The 19819-nt window shown below is 61.0% G+C and carries 19 protein-coding genes and 1 tRNA gene; 13 read left to right on the top strand and 7 right to left on the bottom strand.

Annotation, left to right across the window (positions count from 1 at the left end; translation table 11 throughout):
- Window positions 1-4: 4 nt before the first annotated feature.
- Window positions 5-2839, bottom strand: a complete 2835-nt coding sequence (locus V7D69_RS02985; protein WP_333605029.1) for a M16 family metallopeptidase — start codon at window positions 2837-2839, stop codon at window positions 5-7.
- A 95-nt stretch (window positions 2840-2934) separates the two neighbouring features.
- Window positions 2935-3717, bottom strand: a complete 783-nt coding sequence (purC, locus tag V7D69_RS02980) for a phosphoribosylaminoimidazolesuccinocarboxamide synthase (protein WP_324063559.1) — start codon at window positions 3715-3717, stop codon at window positions 2935-2937.
- Between the two features lie 222 nt (window positions 3718-3939).
- Between purC and V7D69_RS02975 the strand changes: the two genes are divergently transcribed.
- The 4 genes from V7D69_RS02975 to V7D69_RS02960 all read left to right on the top strand — a co-directional run bounded on the left by V7D69_RS02975 (window position 3940) and on the right by V7D69_RS02960 (window position 7875).
- Window positions 3940-4527 carry a GNAT family N-acetyltransferase gene (locus V7D69_RS02975; RefSeq protein ID WP_324063557.1) on the top strand — a complete coding sequence of 196 codons (588 nt, stop codon included), beginning with the start codon at window positions 3940-3942 and terminating at the stop codon, window positions 4525-4527.
- A 170-nt stretch (window positions 4528-4697) separates the two neighbouring features.
- The gene (locus V7D69_RS02970) at window positions 4698-6617 is read left to right on the top strand and encodes a pilus assembly protein TadG-related protein (RefSeq protein ID WP_324063556.1); all 1920 of its coding nucleotides are present in this window, start codon (window positions 4698-4700) and stop codon (window positions 6615-6617) included.
- The gene (locus V7D69_RS02965) at window positions 6614-7231 is read left to right on the top strand and encodes a TadE/TadG family type IV pilus assembly protein (RefSeq protein WP_324063554.1); all 618 of its coding nucleotides are present in this window, start codon (window positions 6614-6616) and stop codon (window positions 7229-7231) included. Before V7D69_RS02970 ends, V7D69_RS02965 begins: the two co-directional genes overlap by 4 nt.
- Window positions 7231-7875, top strand: a complete 645-nt coding sequence (locus tag V7D69_RS02960; protein WP_324063553.1) for a TadE/TadG family type IV pilus assembly protein — start codon at window positions 7231-7233, stop codon at window positions 7873-7875. The genes V7D69_RS02965 and V7D69_RS02960 overlap by 1 nt, the downstream gene beginning before the upstream one ends.
- Before the next feature lie 54 nt (window positions 7876-7929).
- On the opposite strand, the gene V7D69_RS02955 is transcribed toward V7D69_RS02960, so the two are convergent.
- Window positions 7930-8820, bottom strand: a complete 891-nt coding sequence (locus V7D69_RS02955; RefSeq protein WP_333605028.1) for a LysR family transcriptional regulator — start codon at window positions 8818-8820, stop codon at window positions 7930-7932.
- 136 nt (window positions 8821-8956) lie between these two features.
- Between V7D69_RS02955 and V7D69_RS02950 the strand changes: the two genes are divergently transcribed.
- The 3 genes from V7D69_RS02950 (at window position 8957) to V7D69_RS02940 (ending at window position 10914) form a co-directional block, all read left to right on the top strand.
- Window positions 8957-9802: a DODA-type extradiol aromatic ring-opening family dioxygenase gene (locus V7D69_RS02950; RefSeq protein ID WP_333605027.1), complete on the top strand. Its 846-nt coding sequence runs from the start codon at window positions 8957-8959 to the stop codon at window positions 9800-9802.
- 62 nt (window positions 9803-9864) lie between these two features.
- Complete coding sequence (locus V7D69_RS02945) at window positions 9865-10275, top strand: DoxX family protein (RefSeq protein ID WP_333605026.1); 411 nt, start codon at window positions 9865-9867, stop codon at window positions 10273-10275.
- Window positions 10276-10617: 342 nt separating this feature from the next.
- Window positions 10618-10914: a hypothetical protein gene (locus V7D69_RS02940; RefSeq protein ID WP_333605025.1), complete on the top strand. Its 297-nt coding sequence runs from the start codon at window positions 10618-10620 to the stop codon at window positions 10912-10914.
- Between the two features lie 214 nt (window positions 10915-11128).
- On the opposite strand, the gene V7D69_RS02935 is transcribed toward V7D69_RS02940, so the two are convergent.
- A tRNA-Pro gene (locus tag V7D69_RS02935) sits at window positions 11129-11205 on the bottom strand.
- 294 nt (window positions 11206-11499) lie between these two features.
- Here V7D69_RS02935 and yajC point away from each other — a divergent pair.
- From yajC to secF, 3 genes are all read left to right on the top strand, one after another.
- Entirely contained in the window at window positions 11500-11835 is a 336-nt protein-coding gene (gene yajC, locus V7D69_RS02930) for a preprotein translocase subunit YajC (protein WP_324063544.1), read from the top strand.
- Between the two features lie 73 nt (window positions 11836-11908).
- Window positions 11909-13522: a protein translocase subunit SecD gene (secD, locus tag V7D69_RS02925; protein ID WP_333605024.1), complete on the top strand. Its 1614-nt coding sequence runs from the start codon at window positions 11909-11911 to the stop codon at window positions 13520-13522.
- A gap of 21 nt (window positions 13523-13543) precedes the next feature.
- Complete coding sequence (secF, locus tag V7D69_RS02920) at window positions 13544-14530, top strand: protein translocase subunit SecF (protein WP_333605023.1); 987 nt, start codon at window positions 13544-13546, stop codon at window positions 14528-14530.
- Between the two features lie 11 nt (window positions 14531-14541).
- On the opposite strand, the gene V7D69_RS02915 is transcribed toward secF, so the two are convergent.
- Together V7D69_RS02915 and V7D69_RS02910 are read right to left on the bottom strand one after the other, a co-directional pair.
- Window positions 14542-15765, bottom strand: coding sequence for a glycosyltransferase (locus V7D69_RS02915; protein ID WP_333605022.1), 1224 nt, complete (start codon window positions 15763-15765; stop codon window positions 14542-14544).
- Between the two features lie 16 nt (window positions 15766-15781).
- On the bottom strand, window positions 15782-16354 hold the full coding sequence (locus tag V7D69_RS02910; RefSeq protein ID WP_324060993.1) for a helix-turn-helix domain-containing protein: 573 nt from the start codon (window positions 16352-16354) through the stop codon (window positions 15782-15784).
- Window positions 16355-16445: 91 nt separating this feature from the next.
- Here V7D69_RS02910 and V7D69_RS02905 point away from each other — a divergent pair, with 91 nt between their 5' ends.
- Window positions 16446-16916, top strand: coding sequence for a DUF6456 domain-containing protein (locus V7D69_RS02905; RefSeq protein WP_333605021.1), 471 nt, complete (start codon window positions 16446-16448; stop codon window positions 16914-16916).
- A gap of 60 nt (window positions 16917-16976) precedes the next feature.
- Here V7D69_RS02905 and V7D69_RS02900 read toward each other — a convergent pair whose 3' ends face one another.
- Complete coding sequence (locus V7D69_RS02900) at window positions 16977-18779, bottom strand: ABC-F family ATP-binding cassette domain-containing protein (protein WP_333605020.1); 1803 nt, start codon at window positions 18777-18779, stop codon at window positions 16977-16979.
- A 127-nt stretch (window positions 18780-18906) separates the two neighbouring features.
- On the opposite strand from V7D69_RS02900, the gene V7D69_RS02895 reads away from it, so the two are divergent.
- Together V7D69_RS02895 and V7D69_RS02890 are read left to right on the top strand one after the other, a co-directional pair.
- Complete coding sequence (locus V7D69_RS02895) at window positions 18907-19212, top strand: hypothetical protein (protein WP_333605019.1); 306 nt, start codon at window positions 18907-18909, stop codon at window positions 19210-19212.
- A gap of 66 nt (window positions 19213-19278) precedes the next feature.
- On the top strand, window positions 19279-19819 hold a 541-nt coding region (locus V7D69_RS02890; RefSeq protein WP_333605018.1), incomplete at its 3' end, for a response regulator transcription factor.

The raw sequence follows: 19819 nt of genomic DNA, 5'->3' as shown, positions 1-19819 counted from the left end.
CGCTCTATTTCGGCATTGGCACGCCCTCAGGAAGCACCAGAATTTCCAGCCCCGCGTCAGGCACAAGATAGCGCCGGGCGATCATCTGGACATCGGCCGGGGTGAGTTGCAGCAGTCGGGCGCTGGCCTTGCGATAACGATCGATCCGGTCGGCTTCCGATTGCGCGCGATCGACCAGCGAGAGCCAGCCGGCATTGCTCTTGAGCGCGTTTTCGAGCGCTTCAAGCAGCGGCTGGCGAGCGCGGCGGAATATGTCTTCGTCAACGGGCCTTGCGTTCAATTCGGAGATCACCTGGCGAATTGCGGCGCGTGCGGCCGGTACGTCGGTCACATTGAGGGAGGCGGTGATCGAGAACGTGCCGTATCCTTTCCAATACCGCGAAAGATTGCTGTTCGCAGAAGGGGAGTAAGCTTTCCCCAGCACCTCGCGAAGCTGGTCCGTCAGGTCGATACGCATCACTCGCTCCAGCATTTCCAGAGTTAGCGTGTCCATCGGATCCGTATCGTCGCGAGTGGGCCATGTGATCCGCAACACCGCCTGGTCGGCCGGGCCGGTGTGGCGGACCACACGTTGCGATCGCTCGGCGGTGAAGCGGCGAGGCGGCTGGTCTTCGTGAGGGCGAAATGCCGGCTCGCGATGGGGAAGGGCGCCTAGTGTCTTTGCCGCCGACGCGATCACCAGGTCATCGTCAATATCGCCGACCACGCCGATTTCGATCGCGCCATGCGCCAGCCGGTCGCCGATGTCCTCGCGCAGCTTGGCGTAAGTAAGGTGGCGGTAGCTGTCGATCTTCTGCAAACTGAAGCGCGGGTCGTTATCGGAAAGGACCGCGCCAATGTCCGCCTGCAACGCGGAGGAGGGGGTTGCCCGGCGTTGCGCGAAGTAGTTGTTGACGGACTGACGGTACTGTATTTCACCTTCGGGACGGTAACCGGGGTCCGTAATGAAGGCTGTCAGCAATTGCAGCTGTAATTCCAGATCGCGCGGCGTGGTCTGGACATCCGCGTTGAAGCTATCTTCTGCGCGTTTAAGGCCAATGCCGACCGTCCGGCCGGCGAGGATCGAATCCAGTTCGTCGCGGCTGTGCTTCCCAAGTCCGCCCTCCTCCAGATAAGGGACCATTTCACTTGCCAGTGGATTGGCCGTGGTGTTCAGCATATCTCCGCCGTCGAGGGAAAGGCTGACCAGGATTTTGTCTTTATCGATATCAGTCCGCTTCAGGTTAAGCATCACGCCGTTGGCGAAGCGTATCTCCCGGATGCCCAGTTCCGGTTCGCGCATGTCGCTCACGATATTTCCCGGCGGCCCGAAATCGGCATAAGCAAAACCAGTCGCAAGGCTCGCGCTTTCATCTGCGACAGGCTCGTGCATGGCGTCTCGCCAGGTTTCACGGATGGCCTTTTCGCCGCCTTCAGGCGCAATGCGACCTTCGAACCGGATCAGCGGTTTGTCGAGCGGCAAAGCCTCTCGCTTCATTGCCGCAAGCACCGTCCCAGGCGTGACGCTTGGCGCGAAAGCTTCGAACCGCTGGAGAACGGATGACGGCGTGGAGGGGACGATCTCATCATCGACCAGCGAGAGCGCCATTTGCGCCAACGCGTAATTGGTGCGCGTCTGGGCTGAACCGGCCGCATTCACCAGCGCTTCGCGCACGTCCGCCAGCTGTTCCGCGACCTCGCCCTGCGCAAGACCGAATGTGAGAGCGCGGCGATATTCGTGTGCCGCCGCCTCAAGCCCCTGTCGCCATTTGCCGTCCACGGTATCAACGATCAGCCGCGTTGAGCGAGCTATTCGGAACACTTCTCCGGTGCCGAGGCCAGCCCCCCGGAATGGCGGCTCCGCGCTGCGCGAGAGGCGCTGTAATCGGCGGTTGACGATGGCGTAACCGATTTCCCGCAGCAGGTTCTCTCGCCGGTGAGCCACTGTATCCGGTTCTTCCAGGTAGCGTCCATTGCGTTGCAGCGTGACCCGTTCGGAGAGGGCCGGATCGATATAGATCTCAGTGCGGTCGGTATCGTGATGATCGACGGGGCCTCCATTGGGCTGGCGCTTGGCGCCGGCCTGAGACCAATCATTGAAATGGCGAAGAATGCCAGCCTCGACGGTGTTTACATCGAAATCGCCGACCACCACCAGCGTTACATGTGCAGGCACGTATTCGCGTTTGTAGAATGCGCGCAGCGATGCGCCGGTCGCGGTGTTCAGCGTTTCCACGGTGCCGATCGGGAAGCGCCTGGAATAGAGCGCCTTGGGGTAGAAGAACCGGGCGGCGTCGACAGCGTTGCGATAGGCCCAGGTGTTGCGATCGCGCATTTCCGACAGCACCACGCCGCGCTCTCGCTCAACCGCGCTTTGCGCCATGGTGAGGTTGCTCGCCGTCTCGCGCATGAGCATCAGCGCGGTGTCGAGCAAGACCGGATCACTACGCGGCAGGTCGAGCTTGTAGACTGTACGATCAAAACTGGTTGAGGCGTTGGTGTCCGCGCCGAAAGCCAGACCGTCACGCTCCAGCAACTTGACCATTTCGCCTTCGGGCACCCGGGCGGAACCATTGAAGGCCATGTGCTCCACGAAATGGGCATAGCCCTGTTCGGCATCGCTTTCGTCCAGCGACCCCACGGCCACATCCATTCGCACCATGGCCGTTCCGGCAGGCGTGGCATTGTGACGGATCACATAGCGCATGCCGTTGTCGAGCCGGCCGAAGCGGAAATCCGGATCGACGGGAATGTCGCTCTTCTCGAACGCCCAGCGGATGTCTTCAGGGTAGGGGGCCGGCCTCGCGGCGAGCGGCGCGGGGGCCAGCACCACGAGGAGCGCGATCAGCAGTCCTCTCATTACCGCAGAAGTGCCTCAGCGGCGGAAATATAACAAGAGGCTGGGCCGCATTGATATCGCGATCCGGCCCCGGTTTATCCCCGAATTGGAAGAGGTTACTTGCCCCGAAGCTTACGGTGTTTGGACAAGTCCAACACTTCGCTTGGCCCGCTGTCATCCTGCAGCAGGCCCAGGCGGCGGGCCACTTCCTGGTAAGCTTCCTCCTCGCCGCCCAGATCGCGGCGGAAGCGGTCCTTGTCCAGCTTTTCACCCGTGAACATGTCCCACAGGCGGCAACCATCCGGGCTGATTTCGTCCGCCAGGATCACGCGGCTGTATTCGCCATCCCAGATGCGGCCGAATTCCAGCTTGAAGTCGATCAGGCGGATGTTGATCGCGGCGAACATGCCGCACATAAAATCGTTCACGCGGATCGCCATGTCGGCGATGTCCTGCATCTCGTCATGAGCGGCCCAGCCGAAGCAGCGAATATGCTCTTCAGCAACCATGGGGTCGCCCAGCGCATCGTCCTTGTAATAATATTCGATCAGCGTGTGCGGCAGCATTTCGCCCTCGGCGATGCCTAGGCGCTTCGAGATTGAGCCCGCGGCGACATTGCGCACAACTACCTCGATCGGGATGATCTCCACCTGACGCACGAGTTGTTCGCGCATGTTGAGGCGGCGTATGAAGTGATTGGGTACGCCGATGTGATTAAGGCGTGTAAAAACGTACTCGCTGATGCGGTTGTTGATGACGCCCTTACCCTGGATCGTACCTTTTTTCTGCGCGTTGAACGCGGTGGCATCATCCTTGAAATACTGGATCAGCGTGCCGGGCTCCGGACCTTCGTAAAGGATCTTGGCCTTGCCTTCATAGATCTGGCGGCGACGGGACATCGGTTTCGTCCTTAAGCGTTAAAAGAGCAAACCCCGGCACGATGGAGTCGCGGGCGACTTTACGGCCGGGGCGTTTGACGGCGCATATAGTGCAAGCCGGTTCAAAAGCAAATCGGACGGTGCCCGCTGCGGTGGACTGGGCGTGCGGACCATGCGTTGCCCGGCAGGGGGCGGGGGTTTATCCAGGCGGCCATTCTCCCTGCTAAGGACGATCGACCCGCCATGACCGTCACCATCAAAGTGCTAATGGGCGAGGACGTCCTTGCCGCCATCGACGATCTCGGAAGGCTGCGCATGACGGTTTTTGCCGAATGGCCTTACCTTTACGATGGCGATCCGGCTTATGAGGCGCACTATCTGCACGAGTTCGCGTCCACGCCGGACGGCATCCTGGTAGCTGCGTGCGATGAAAACCGGATCGTCGGCGCCGCCACGGCCTCACCGATGCATGGGCAGAAGGCGGAGTTTCGCGCACCTTTCGAAACACGCGGGCTGGATGTGTCAAAGGTGTTTTACTTCGGCGAATCCGTCCTGCTGCCGGAATACCGGGGGCAAGGCATCGGCCATGCCTTCTTCGATCACCGCGAGGCGCAGGCGTCAAAATGCGGCGCGAAGATCACGACTTTCGCGGCAGTGGTTCGCCCGTTGGATCACCCGGACCGGCCGACGAACTACCGCCCCCTTGACGCCTTTTGGCACAAGCGCGGCTACGCGCCGGTGAAAGGCTTTGTTACCGAGTTCGAGTGGAAAGACCACCGGGACGAGGGAGAGACGGTGAAGACGATGCAGTATTGGGTGAGGGAGGCTTAAGCGCCTTCTAGCCGAGCGTGGCTTACGTGAAGGAGTGTCGATGGCGGATGGCTCGTGCCGATCAAGGTTCATTTTGGACTGGTCCTCGCCTTTGAGAGAACGTTAAGGGATTAGCTGTATCGTTAGTTAGTATCGATCGATTTCTCGGTCGAATTTAGCTTGGTCAGCACATGTATAAAGCCATCACCCTCCTGCGCGGACTCGTTCGCGATACTGCTGGTAATGTTCTGCCGCTGGCGGCGATCGGAATGGTCGTTGCAGCGGCCATTGTGGGATCGGCGGTGGACATGAGCCAGGCATATCGTGTCCAAAGCCGTCTGCAGGCCGCTTGTGACGCTGCCGTGCTGGCGGGACGACATGCGGTAACTACGAGCGGTTTCGACGCGGCGGCAACGACCACGGCGAACAATTACTTCTATACGAATTTCAGCGACAGCGTTGAAAAGACAAGCGGCACGACGTTCACGCCATCGTCGGATGATAATGGAGTGACGGTAAAAGCCAGCGCCAGTACAATTTATTCAACTGCGATCATGCGCCTGTTCGGCTTCATGACTTTCCCGCTTTCGGCTTCTTGCACTTCTTCGATGGGCATGGGCAATGCCGATGTCATGATGGTGCTGGACACGACCGGCTCCATGGATTCCGCGCTTGGCAGCACGACCCGCATTCAGGCGCTGCGGAACGCCATGAACAATTTCTATTCGACAGTGTCGACGGCGACTAAAGGTTCTAACGCGCGAGTACGCTATGGTTTTGTGCCATTTTCGACGACGGTGAATGTCGGGCATCTCTTGTACGACCTCGACCCGTCCTATCTGGCCGATAGTCCGACGTATCAGACGCGTGAGGCGACTTTCATAGATTACAGTAAGGCATCCAGTTCATCGAGCAATCCCGTTTACCAGAACAACCAGACCTCGTTCTGGACTTCCTACAACGGAACAAAATACAACAATTCGAGCTCATGCGCTGCGGCTCGCCCGCCAAACGATACCACTTATTCCAACAATGGCTCTGCGTCCTCCACCACGAGTTCCAGTGTGAACTCCAGTGGTCAGGTTGTTGTAACCATCACTTCGACACAGCCACAGGCGAAGGCTTCATATCAGTGCGCCCAGCAAGGGAATAAGTACCTCGTACAGGTTCAATACCAGACCCGCGATGCCGTCTCGTCTACGATTTACACCGGCGCTACATATACAAAAGTGCCGACGTCTTCGACGATCTTCGGTTTCTGGACATACGCGGCGTTGAGCCGGGACACGAGCGTCTACAAGACTTTTCAACCCGTCAGCACTTATACCGGCGATAACGGCACTGCCGTTTCCTCAACATGGGAAGGCTGCATTCTTGAGCGCCAGACCGTCAACACCAGCAGCACGTTCAGCTATTCGTCGGTCACCGGTATCTCCCCCTCAGGTGCTCTGGACCTCGATATCGATAGCGCGCCGACCTCCGATCCAAAGACGAAATGGAGCCCGCTCTGGCCCGAAGTGAGCTACGTTCGCCACAGCACGTACAACCCGACACTTTCATCCACTACTGATGGTGATCCGGTGAGTTCGGCCTGCCCGGTGGCAGCTCAGCAATTGCAGGAAATGGATGCGACGTCGTTCGCCGATTATGCCAATTCGTTGAGCGCGGGTGGCAATACCTATCTTGATATCGGCATGATCTGGGGCAGCCGGTTGCTTTCGCCCAGCGGCATTTTCCAGAGCAATGTGAATCAAAAGCCATCGAATGGTGCTGAGGTCTCCCGCCACCTGATCTTCATGACGGACGGTTTCATGGAGCCGAATATCTCCGTGCTGCAAGCTTGGGGTATTGAGTGGTGGGACCGCAAGGTGACCACCGATGGTTCCACGAACGATGCAGCGCGTCACTCGTCGCGTTTCCGCGCCGTGTGCGATGCCATTAAGGCCAAGGGCATTCGTGTCTGGGTCATAGCTTTCACTTCCGCGCTCAGCACCGATCTGACTTATTGCGCTTCGGACGACAGTTCGTTCGTCGCCACGGATGCGACGGGTTTGAACACGGCATTCCAGCAGATAGCGAAAAAGGTCGGCGAACTGCGGGTGACGTCATGACACGGGCCCGGCATTGGCGAACCATGGGTTCCTGCCGCAGGCTGGCCCAATTATGGAAGGCATCGCGCGGAGCCACGATCGTTGAATTTGCGATCGTCGCCCCGGTGCTGCTGCTCCTGCTGTTCGGCATATTCGACGTAGGGTATATGGTTTACGCAGAGGCGGTGCTGCATGGCGCGGCCGAGCAGGCTGCGCGAAGTTCCTCGCTGGAAACCGGCGATACGGCGAAGGCGGATGCCTATGTGAAGTCGATGATACAGGGTTTGCTGCCCGGCGCCGCAGTCACCACGTCGCGCAAAAGCTATTATGACTTCAACGATATCGCCCGGCCTGAGGTGTGGAACGACAAGAACAACAACAACACCTGCGACAATGGCGAAGCCTACACTGACGAAAACGGCAACGGACGGTGGGATGCCGACATCGGCAATTCCGGCAACGGCGGTGCCGACGATGTGGTGGTCTACACCGTCACAGTCACTTACACGCCTCTCTTTCCAAACCCGTTCGTGGGTGGGACAGGAAAATCGCGGACTCTCACGGCGTCGACCGTGCGCAAGAACCAGCCTTATGCGACGCAGAAGGAATACGGGGCATCGGCAGGAACATGTTGATGATCTTAGGCAACTTGTTGCGCCGCGCGGGGCAGGACACGCGCGGTATCGCTCTGACCGAGTTCGCGCTTGCGCTTCCGATCCTGACCGTGCTCGGGATGTACGGCATTGAGCTTGCGTATATGACCGTGGTGAACATGGAGGTGGCGCAGATCGCGACGTCCGTCGCGGATAATGCCTCGCGCTTGGGCCAGACCGAAAATAGCGCAGTGACGCCAACCGTAACCGAAGCGCAGGTCGATTCAGTGATGGCCGGTGCTTTGGCGGAGGGAAATTCATTCAACTTCCAGACGAGCGGCCGGATCGTGCTCTCCAGCCTCGAAGTGAATGCCGCCACCGGCAGTCAATACATTCACTGGCAGCGATGCCGAGGCAGTCTTGCTGCTACATCCGCTTATGGGAAAGAAGGGGCGACTGTTACCGGGATGGGGCCGACAGGCCACAAGATCACGGCGGGTAATGGCTCGGCGGTCATGTACGTGGAAGTCTTTTACCAGTACAAGCCGCTGTTTGGCACCATGTTCGTGCAGAATACGACATTCCGCCGAGAGGCCGCGTTCCTCATCAGGGACAATCGTAATTTGACGCCCACCGGTTCGACTGATGGTGTGACGGGCACCGGCGGCCAGTCCGCCTGTACGTAACCCGTGCTCGCAACCGTTGGGCCGGCCGGTCTTATTCTACCGCTCCTGCTGGGTTTACTCCCCAAAAAAACCGGACGCGCGCACCGCCATGAAGTCGATGAAACTGCGGACCTTTGCTGAGAGATATTTTCGGCTGGGGTAGACGGCGTGCAGCGTTACGCTGAACTTCAGCGTATCAGGCAGAGCGACCTCCAGCCGTCCCGCGGCGATATCGGGTTGGGCCATCCACATCGGCAGGAACACGAGGCCCATGCCCTCCAGCGCCGCCAGATGCAGCAACGTCTCGTTCCCGCTTTGCAGCAAGGTACGGATTTTTGGCGGCTCATCCTCCCGAGGACCCGCTAACGCCAGGATCCGATCGGCATTCATTCCGCTGTAACTCAACAGCTCATGACCATTAAGATCAGCGGTGACTAGCGGTTTGCCAGCGCGGGCGAAATAAGAGGGGGCGCCCATCAGGCGGAACTCGATCTCGCTCAGGGGTCGGGCGATCAGGCCGGGATCGAGCCGTCCCGGCGCCGTCGCTCGCAAGGCGAGGTCGAAGCCTTCATCAACCAGGTTCACGATGCGGCCGCTGAGATCGAGGTCGAACGTCACGTCCGGATAAAGCCGATGATATTCGGCCAGCAACCGCGTGCCCAACGTGTTCGCCACCCACACCGGCGCGCTGAGCCGCAACGTGCCGCGCGGCATGACGGTGACATTGCTGATCGCCGCCTCCACTTCTTCCAGCCCGTCAAGCATCTGCCTGACCTGGTTGAAATAGAGCTGGCCCGTTTCGGTAAGGCTGACATGGCGGCTCGTCCGGTTGAGCAGCCGGTTTTCCAGCCGGTTTTCCAGGTGCATCACGTGCTTGCTGGTCATTGCGGGCGAAATGCCGAGCCGCGCTGCCGCCGCCGTGAAGCTTTTCAACTCCGCGACCGCGCAGAACACGCGCAGGCTCATCAATTTATCCATCAATTATCAATCCAGAGGAAACGCTGCTTCAATAACAGGCGCGTTGATAGATTGAAGCGAAAAGATCACATTCCACTTAAAGCCGCTCGTGCGGCCGTTCATCCGCATTCAGCCGGAGCATGACGTGACTGAACCGCTACTCCCGACCTATTTCATCAGCCATGGCGGTGGTCCGTGGCCTTATATGACCGGCGATCGCCGCCGGAACTACGACCGGCTTGAGCAGTCGCTGATCGACATGCGGGCGGAGCTTCATGATCGGCCGCGCGCTGTCCTCGTCATCTCGGGGCATTGGGAGGAGCGGGGGCTTGCCGTTTCCTCAAGCCCGAATCCCGGCATGGTCTACGACTATTACGGCTTTCCCGATTATCTCTATCATATCCGTTACGGCGCACCCGGATCACCGGAACTGGCGGCCCGCGTGCGGCATTTGCTGGGCACGGCCGGAATCGGGGCAAGGCTCGATCCGGATCGCGGTTTTGACCACGGCACTTTCAGCCTGATGAAGCCGCTTTATCCCGAGGAAGAGATGCCGATCGTGCAACTGTCGCTGGACGCCGGGCTCGATCCGGCGTTCCACCTGGCCGTGGGGAGGGCGCTGGCTCCGCTGCGCCGCGAGGGCGTGCTGATTATCGGCAGTGGCCTCAGTTATCATAACCTGCCGGCTATGCGAGGAACCAGCGGATACGAGCCTTCGCGCCATTTCGACGATTGGCTTCAGCAGACGCTGGTTCTGGCTTCCGCCCAGGAGCGTGAGCAGCGCCTGATCGCCTGGGAACAGGCCCCTAGCGCCCGAGCTGCGCATCCGCGTGAAGATCATCTCATCCCCCTGATGGTGACGGTCGGCGCGGCCAGTGAGGAGCCGGCGGCGGTCACCTATCACCAGACCGATTTCATCGGCGGGCTTACGGTGTCGAGTTTTCGCTTCGGCAATCCGCCAATTTCCGCCGAGCTTTTAGGGAGAGGCTGACGATCATTGCGGCGGCGTCTGCCGCCTGGAGGGGCAATCAACCATTTTCGGAGCAATATACCATGTCGATTTCTTCCCCTTGGGCGCTGCGCGCCCTTGCACTTCTGCGCATTGTCACCGCCTTGCTGTTTCTTGAGCATGCGACGATGAAATTCCTGCAGTTTCCGGCGCCGATCCCAGGTTTGACTTATCCATTACCGCCCCTGATGGTGGCGGCCGGCGCGATCGAAGTCATCACCGCCATCCTGATTATCGTGGGCTTCCAGACCCGCATCGCCGCCTTCGTCGCTTCGGGCGAAATGGCTGTCGCCTATTTCATGGCGCACGCATCGCAAGGCTTCTGGCCCGTGCTGAACATGGGCGAACCGGCCGTCCTGTTCTGCTTCATTTTCTTCTATCTCGTCTTCGCGGGCGCTGGCGCCTGGGCGCTCGACAACGTCATCGGCGCGAAGTCGAACCCGACCGGAGCCTGAACCGCTGACTTCGTGTGAAGATCGAATCATGCGACTTCGATCTTCGTTCGGTGAGTGCTGCCACAAGACCCCGAAGCCCGCGTTCCCGCCTTGCAAGCGGAGCGCGGGCTTTTCCCGCTTTCCCTACCCGGCATTGAAAGCGGGACGCTGGACCAGCGTGACATGATTGGCGTGGTCTCTGCCCTTCTGCCCTTCGCCGTTGGGAAGCGCTGTATACTCGCTGACGGTGCCTCCGCGTGGGGTAGTATGGCGCGACCGCGACAGTCAGCGCCGAAGGCAAGGTTCGCGCAGCTTTGGTCGATTGCTCATTAGTGCTGCGGTGCTCAAGGTAAATCCATTTCCTTGATTTGGACTCAGGACCACAAGAAAATCTCTGTCACCTCTTATCTGCCCGTGGGCGATGCTACTGGCTGGAACGACAGACCGACGCTCCGTGCCCCGGACGACGCGCTTGATGCGAACTTGAAGGCCAAACTCACTCAGCCAGCCGGGGAGTGGGTCTTGAGGGTCGGTGCTGGCGTGTTCAGCAATGCTCGTTGTAGCTATTCGACCAACGACGACCAAATCATTGCAAGCATATTGCAGTTCGTGATCTTCCCCCTGGTCTTGCGTCGTTACGCATCCGGCAAGAAGGAATAGGAGAAGGGGTGTCAAACGGCAGAGCATTCCCCACTGTAGTTCGAACTGGAGCCTCTTGCCAGCATTACACTACCAGCGCCCTGCCTGGCGATGTGGGGCGTTGCTGCGAGGGTAGCGATTCAACGGCGCAGCTTACGGTCTGCTTATGCAGGGCGCGCTTACGGAAACGAGCAGCTTTTTCTGCCAGCTAAGTGCTTGTTAAAGCTGGTAATTTTGGTCGGGACGAGAGGATTCGAACCTCCGACCCCCACACCCCCAGTGTGATGCGCTACCAGGCTGCGCTACGTCCCGACCGGAGCCGCGGCCTATAGGCACCTCGCGAACGATGTGCAAGCGCTGCCGCAAAGAGTTTTGCCGGCGCTTGAACGCTTCACGGACGATCCTATCTGTCAGCGCAACCAGGCGGGCCGGGGATGCGCTGCAGGGCGCGCGTTGCCAGCGTGGCGCTTTGTTGCTAACCGCCCGCATCCGGTAAAGTCCGGTTGCGGATTCCGGGCGAGGCGTGCGGCAAAACGGATGCCGTGCGCAAGTCGCCCGAGCCGCGATCGGACCGTTACAAGCGTTACAAGAAGGCCCTTCAGTTCAATGCAGACCTCGATCCTTAACCAGCTTGCCGTTGCCGCCCCAGCGGGCGCGCCTCCGGTATGGGTGCAGTATCTGCCGTTCGCGGCGATGGCGCTGATTTTCTGGTTCCTCATCATGCGCCCGCAGATGAAGCAGCAAAAGGACCACAAGGCCAAGCTTTCGGCGTTGAAAAAGGGGGACGAAGTGCTGACCGGCGGTGGCCTGATCGGCAAGATCGTCAAGGTTGATGAGAATTATGCTGAGGTGGAGATTGCGCAGGGCATAAAAGTCAAGGCACTGAAATCCACGATCACGGACGTGATCCCGCCCGCCGGCTCAAAGCCCGCTAACGACTGAAGCGCCCGCAAGGCAGCAGTTTTCCCGGGCGGTCGTGAAACCGACTCGCCCGATTGGAGAGAAGCCACAGGCAATGCTCGAATTTCCTACCTGGAAAAGGCTCTGGTTCTGGGGATTGACGCTGGTCATCGCCGCCGCCGCGTTGCCTTCCCTGTTCGCCGTCTCCAACCTGCCCTGGCCCAGGGTGCTCCCCGATCCGCAAGTCAGCCTCGGGCTGGACCTTGCCGGTGGCAGCCATATCCTGCTGGAGGCCAATGAAAAGCAGGTGGGTCAGCAGCGGCTGGAGAACATGGAGGAATCGGTTCGCGGTCGTCTCAAGCTGGCCGAGCCGCGCATCGAGATCGGCGATATTTCGAGCAGCGGCGGCAGCTTGAGCTTCATGCTCAAGGATCCGTCGCGGGTCGATGCTGCGCGCGAGCAGATTCTGCCACTGACCAGCGGGGCGGGCCTGACCGGTCAGCGCGACTGGGACATTCGCGTGGAAGACGGCAGCCGCTTCGTGTTGACCCCGACCAAGGAAGGGCTCGATCAGGCGATCTCAAACGCCATGGACACCGCCGTCGAAGTGGTTCGCAAGCGTATCGACGCCCTTGGCACGCGCGAACCGACGATCATCCGGCAGGGGGCGAACCGCATCGTCGTGCAGGTTCCCGGTCTTAGTGATCCCACCGCGCTCAAGAATCTCTTGGGCCAGACCGCGAAGCTGGAGTTCAAGCTCGTTGACGAGGCGGCTTCTCCCAGCGACGTGGCTCAGGGCATTACCCCTCCGGGCGATGAGATCGTTCCTTATGCCGATCAGAAAGCCGCGGAGGCCGGTGGCGCGCCTGCGATCGCCGTCAAGCGGCTGGGCGGCATCAAGGGCGACCAACTTACGGACGCCAAGCAGTCGTTCGACAATCGCAACAATACGCCGGTGGTCTCCATCACCTTCAATCAGGAAGGCGGCTCCAGGTTCGCCAAGCTGACCAGTGAGAACGTCGACAAGCGCTTTGCGATCATCCTGGACGGCAAAGTGCTTTCCGCGCCCAAGATCAATGAACCGATCATGGGCGGCAGTGCGCAAATCTCGGGCAGTTTCTCCGTCCAGTCTGCCACTCAGCTGGCCATTGCGCTGCGCTCCGGCGCTTTGCCCGTGGACCTTACGGTCGTCGAAGAGCGTACCGTCGGGCCTGACCTTGGCGCGGATTCGATCAAGAAGGGGCTGATCGCCATGTCGATCGGCTCCGGCCTCGTCGTGCTGTTGATGATCGCCACGTATGGCCGCTTCGGCATTTATGCGACGATCGCACTGGTCTTCAACATCCTGATGATCCTGGGCGTGATGGCGGCCATGGGCACCACGCTGACCCTGCCGGGCATCGCCGGTTTTGTGCTGACCATCGGCGCCGCGGTGGACGCCAACGTGCTGATTTATGAGCGCATGCGTGAGGAACGCAAGAAAGGCAGGCGGGTCGTGGCGGCGGTTGAGAATGGCTACAAGGAAGCCAGCCGTGCGATTTACGATGCCAACATGACCAATTTCATCGCTGGCGTGCTGCTCTTCGCGTTCGGCTCCGGCCCGGTGCGCGGCTTTGCCGTGGTTCTTATCATCGGCCTTTTCACTTCGGTGTTCACCGGCGTCTCGCTGACCCGCATGTGGGTTGCCAACTGGCTGCGCAAGGCGCGGCCGGCCGAATTGAACGTCTGAGGACAAGCCCAGGACAAATCCATGCGTCTGCTCAAACTCGTCCCTGACAACACCAACATCCATTTCCTGCGCTGGCGGGTGCCGTTCTACACGGTCAGCATCCTGCTGATTATCGCCAGCTGGACTCTGGTGATTACGAGGGGCCTCAATTACGGCATCGATTTCGCGGGCGGCCAGGAGATCGAGGCGACCTTCACGAAATCGGCCGAGGCGCCTGTCGCCAGTCTGCGCGAAGAAGTGACGAAGCTCGGTTTCAATGATCCGGTGATTCAGCGCTTCGGGGGGGCCAACCAGGTTTCCATCCGCACCAAGTTGCCGGCCGCGGCCGAAGGCAATCCAGGCATGGCCGAGGCGATCAGCAACAAGATCGTCGCAGCGATCCGCGCCGGTCATCCCGATGTGCGCATCGACGGTGTCAGCACGGTTTCCGGCAAGGTCTCGGGCGAGTTCCGCACCATGGCGATCTACGCGCTGGGCGCGGCGATGCTGGCGGTCGCGATTTATATCTGGGTGCGTTTCGAATGGCAGTTCGGCGTGGGCGCGCTGTTTGCGCTGTTCCATGACGTATCGCTGACCTTGGGCATGTTCGCGCTGTTCCAGATGGAGTTCAGCTTGCAGATCATCGCCGCATTGCTCGCGCTGGTCGGCTATTCGCTCAACGACACCATTGTGGTTTATGACCGCATCCGTGAGGACTTGAAGAAATTCCGCAAGATGCCCTTGCCGGAATTGCTCGACATGTCTGTAAACGAGACGCTGGCGCGTACGGTCATGACTTCGGCCTCGATGCTGCTGGCGTTGATTCCGCTGCTGTTATTCGGGCCGGAAAGCCTTTTTGGACTGACCGCGGCGATCGTGTTGGGTATCTTCGTGGGCACGTACAGCTCGATTTACATGGCGGCGCCGATCCTGATCTGGCTGGGCGTCAGCGGCGACAGTTTCGTGCCCACGGAATCGGCGGTGGAACGTCAGGAACGATTGGCAAGGGAACGCAGCGCCCGGCTGTAAAGGCCATTGCGTTACCCGACGGCGCGCGCGGGCTCCTGAGCCAAGGGCTCGCGCTCCAGCACGTTTCGCCAGAACTGCACGATGTTCTGTGCGTTCACGCCCCAGCTGAAACGGCTGACATTTTCCGCCACTTGGGCCTGCGTCGGCGGATCGGAAAGAATATCCAGAACCGCTTCGGCAATGCCGTCAGGCGAGCGGGGCGCGAGCCGGCCGGCGCTGCGATCCTTCATGATCTCGCGCGCGCCGCCGATATCGGGGATGACGATCGGCGTGCCGCATGCCAGCCCTTCGACCCAGGCATTGGCAAGGCCCTCACTAGCGGAGGGCAGGACCAGCACGTCAGCGGCACACAGCAAATGCGGCAGAGTGTCATGATCGACTAGGCCGAGAAAATGAATGCGCTCATCGAGGCCCAGCCGTCTAGCCAGCGCTTTCAGGTGGGCTTCGTCCTCTCCAGCGCCCGCGAGCGCAAGCCGGGCTTCGGGCAGGCGCGTTAGCGCCTCAATCACCAGTCGCTGGCCCTTGCGCGGAATAAGCGCGCCGGGCGTCACCAGCAGCGACCCTTCCGACCATATGTTGAGATTGGGCATGGCCGAAACCAGCGCGCGCGCTGCGCCGCGCTCGATCGGATGAAACTTCTCGCGGTCAAGACCGGTGTAATGCACGCCGATGCGCTCGGCGGGCATTCCCAGGGCGATCATGTCATTGCGCAGAGCCTCGCTCACTGCCAGCAGGCCGGCCGCCTGGCGCGCTGCCTTCCTCATCTGGGCGAGGGCGCGAGGCCGCTGGCCCCAGAAGTGGATGTCCGCGCCGCGTGACTTGATCGTCAGCGGCAGGCCCAGTTCGCGCGCCACGATCGCCGCGGCCGGGCCGTCCGGAAAGAAGAACTGCGCGTCGACAAGATCGAACGGCCGTTCTTCGTGAAATTGCCGCGCCAACGGAAGGATGGAGGAGGCCATGCGCCTTGGGTTGGAATCCCCGCCGATCTTCGGAAACAACGTGAAGCGGGGATAATGCACGGGCAGCCCCACTGCGTCGCTCGCTTGCGGCACTTCGCGCAGGCGCGCGTAAGGCTGGCGCATCGAAAGAGGCCATAGCGGCATGCCGATCGGGCTGAACATCGTCAGGTCGACATCGCCGCGCGTGGCCACGGCGCGCATCTGATTGCCGACGAAGACGCCGAATGAGGGCTTTACCGGGTTCGGAAACAAGGTGGAGATCGAAAGGATCCGCATAACCGATTTTGCAGCCTCAGAGTTTCCGTACCAGCATTTCCGCAACGGCAACCCATGCCGGATGTTCCACCGTCAGCTGGCGTTGGCCGCTGGCCGGAGGCAGCAGAACGACGCGATCGCCGTCAGCATCGATGAGGCGGCCGAAGGCGAAGCGGCCGCCTGCGCGGGGAGAAAGCACGTCCCGGTTCAGCAGCTTGGCCGCGTCTTCGGCCTCGTGTTGCTGCAGCCAGACCTGGTCTCCGGCACGATATTCGCCGCTGGACGCCTCAACCACCATGACGAGCCAGGGCGTATCAGTGGAAAGGGCATAAGGCGGCACAGCTTCCAGTTCGCGGCGCGGGCTTTCCGCACCCTGATCGCCCAGCATCGCGACGATCCGGGGCGGCTCGACTCCTTCACTGCGCAGCAGCGTCTCCGGCTCTACCTTTAGGGCCGCCGCGATGCGGTTCATCCAGGCGAGCGAAAGGTTGCGCATGCCGGTTTCGAGGCGGCCGATGGTCTGCGCGGTTGTTGGCGGCTCACAGGCTGCCGCCACATCGGCCAGTGTCAGGCCCTTTTGCAGGCGGATGTCGCGGATGCGGTTAATCATGGCTCGTCCTACTGATAACCAATCTGGTTTTTCTGCTTTCCTACAGATGGGTTCGTTTGGCAAGCCGTTCATCCATTTGGAGGACCGGATCATGAAGCAGCACCTTGTCGAACGCGAACTCACCATTGAAGGACCGGCGCGCTCGCGTCCGCGCCGGGGAAAGCGCAGCGTTACCGTAAACCTCGCGGAATCCGCATTGGCCTGGCTGCACGCGCGGGGCCATTTGACCGATCGCCATCTTGTCGCCGGCGAACTGCTCCGCGCCGATTGGGAGCGGGCTCAGTTGGCTCCCCGTGTGACCATGCGCTGGGACCCGGTGCGCATTTCGGGCGGACCGGAGGCTGAGCTGACTCCGGCCGAACGTCAACTTGCGGCCAAGACCCGCTTCGACGGCGCGATCGCGGCAGCCGGAGCGGGGCTATCCGATATCCTGTGGCGCGTGGCCTGCGCGGGGGAAGCGGTGCCTTCCGCGGAAAAGGCTCTCGGTTGGCCGGTCAGAAGCGGAAAGCTGGTGCTGGGGCTGGCGCTGGACCGCGTCGCCGACTTCTATCGAGTGAGGTGACTCTTTGTGTTCTGGACTGTGTCAACTGTGTCAACCGCACGGTCTTGCAAGGTTGTAGCCTTATCCTTCCACTTGCTCCGCCAGTTCCAGCCAGCGCTCTTCGGCGGCCTCCTTCTCGCCGCGCGCTTGCTCGATAGCGGCGGTGAGCGCGGCGAACCTGCCGGGATCACGGGTATAGAGAGCGGGATCGGCCAGGGCCGCCTCGTCACGGGCAATGGCTGCTTCCAGTTCCCCGATCCGCTTGGGCAGCAGCTCGTAATCGCGTTGGTCCTTATAGGAGAGCTTGGCCTTGCGAGGCGGCTGAGTTACGGGCGCAGGCGCGATTTCGGGGTCCTTCGCCCTGGCGACCTTGGCCGGCGCGGTGCGCTGCCTGCGCTTAGCTTCCCAATCGGCGTAGCCGCCGGCGATCACGTCGATATGGCCCGAACCGTCAAGCCCCAGCGTGACATTCACGGTGCGGTCCAGGAAGTCGCGGTCATGGCTCACGATCAGGACAGTGCCGTCATAGTCGGCGATCACTTCCTGCAGGAGGTCGAGCGTTTCGAGATCCAGGTCGTTGGTTGGCTCGTCCAGCACCAGCAGGTTCGACTTGCGGGCAAATTCGCGGGCCAGCAGCAGACGCGAGCGTTCGCCGCCGGAAAGCGTGCCGACCCGCGCATCGACCAGACCGGGATCGAACAGGAAGTCCTTGAGGTAGCCCTGCACGTGCTTGCGCACGCCTCGCACATCGATCCAGTCGCCGCCTTCGGCAAGAACGTCGCGAACGCGCTTTTCAGGACTCATCAGGCTGCGCTGCTGGTCAATCACTGTGCCGCTCAGCGTGTTGGCCAGAGTGATGCTACCATCGTCGGGCTCTATCTCACCGGTCAGGAGCTTGAGCAGGGTGGTCTTGCCCGATCCGTTCGCGCCGACGATGCCGATCCGGTCGCCGCGCTGGATGCGCAGGGAGAAATCCTTGATGATGGTGCGCTGATTGTCTCCCGCTCCGAAACGCTTGGTCACGTGCTCGGCGACGATGACCGACTTGGTCTTCGTATCATCCGCGGCGATCGCCAGTTTGGCTGCACCTTGCGGAGCCAGCATCGCTGCCCGCTGAGCGCGCATTTCGTAAAGCTTTTCGAGCCGACCCTGATTACGCTTGCGGCGGGCGGTTACCCCGCGTTCCAGCCAATGCGCCTCGATCTTGAGCTTGGCGTCCAGCTTTTCGGTGGCGCGCGCCTCCTCGGCATAGACTTGCTCTTCCCATGCCTCGTAACCGCCGAAGCCCACGTCCCGGCGTCTGAGGGAGCCGCGATCGAGCCACAGCGTCGCTCGGGTCAGGCGTGTAAGAAAGGTGCGGTCATGGCTGATGACCACGAAGGCGCCGGTATAACGTTGCAGCCAGCTTTCAAGCCAATCGATTGCGGCAAGGTCGAGGTGGTTGGTGGGCTCGTCCAGCAGCAGCAAGTCCGGTTCGGAGGCAAGAGCGCGGCACAGCGCAGCGCGGCGTCGCTCACCGCCCGAAGCGCTGGCCGCCTCACGCGCGAGATCGATGCCGAGTTGATCGGCGATCGCTTCCACCTCATGGCGCGGCGGCGCACCCTCGCCGTGGATGGCGAAATCGAGAAGGGTCGCATAACCGGTGAAGAACGGGTCCTGTTCCAGCATCACCACTTTGGTGCCGGGCTGGATCGATCGCTTGCCCCGATCCGCCTCGATCTGGCCGGCGATCAGCTTGAGCAGGGTGGTCTTGCCTGCGCCATTACGGCCGATAAGGGCTAGCCGGTCACGCGGGGCGATGTGGATGTCGAGTTCCCGGAACAGCCAGCCGGAACCCTGAATAAGCCCAAGGTCTTCCCAGCTCAGGATCGGTGCGATTGCCATGCGCGGCGCTCTAGGGGCGGCCGGGAGGGCTGGCTAGTGGGAAATCGGCAACAGCGAAACCTGTCTGACGCCTTCCAGCCACATTCAGCACTTGTTCAATGCCGTATGCTTAGGCACCTGAGCCGTGATGAAGATGCTTCTTGCTCCTTTAGCCGTTCTGACGCTCGTGGCGCTTGGCGCCGCTGCACTGCCCGCTCGTGCCGAAAATGGGGGCGAGCAGGGAGAGGCCCGTCGGGAGCGCCAGGCGGGAAATATCCTGTCCATCCGTCGCATCGAACAGATCGTGCTGCCGCGGATGGCCGGCAAGCAGTACCTGGGTCCCGATTACGATGCGGCGGCCATGGCTTACCGACTGAAGTTCATTCAGGACGGCAAGGTCTATTTCGTTGACGTCGATGCCCGTTCGGGACGCATCATCGGCCAGACGCCCTGAGGTCCTTCGCTTGACGCTCAAAGGGTTTCGGCCCATCTCAGCCTCGTTCATGAAGGGAGACCGGAATTGCGCATCCTGATCGTCGAGGATGAACCCACCCTAGGCAACCAGCTTAAGACCACATTGGAGCAGAACGGCTATGCCGTAGACCTCTCTGCTGACGGCGAGGACGGCCATTTTCTTGGTTCGACTGAAGATTACGATGCCGTGGTCCTGGATCTGGGCCTGCCGGAGATCGACGGCCTTACCGTCCTGGGAATGTGGCGTCGTGAGGGGCGCAATTTCCCTGTCCTCGTACTCACCGCCCGCGACAGTTGGTCGGACAAGGTGGCCGGCCTTGACGCCGGCGCGGACGATTACCTGGCCAAGCCGTTCCAGACGGAAGAACTGATCGCTCGGCTGCGCGCGCTGATTCGCCGCGCTTCCGGCAATACGTCCAGCGAACTGACCGCGGGCGATGTGCGGCTGGACACGCGCTCGGGCCGCGTCACGCTTTCGGGAGAGCCGGTCAAGCTGACCGCGCAGGAATACAAGTTGTTGAGCTACCTCATGCACCACAAGGGCAAGGTGGTGAGCCGCACCGAACTGATCGAGCATATCTACGACC

The organism is Novosphingobium sp. (assembly GCF_036733805.1).
Classification (GTDB): Bacteria; Pseudomonadota; Alphaproteobacteria; order Sphingomonadales; family Sphingomonadaceae; genus Novosphingobium.
This window is presented reverse-complemented; position numbering and strand designations above follow the sequence as displayed.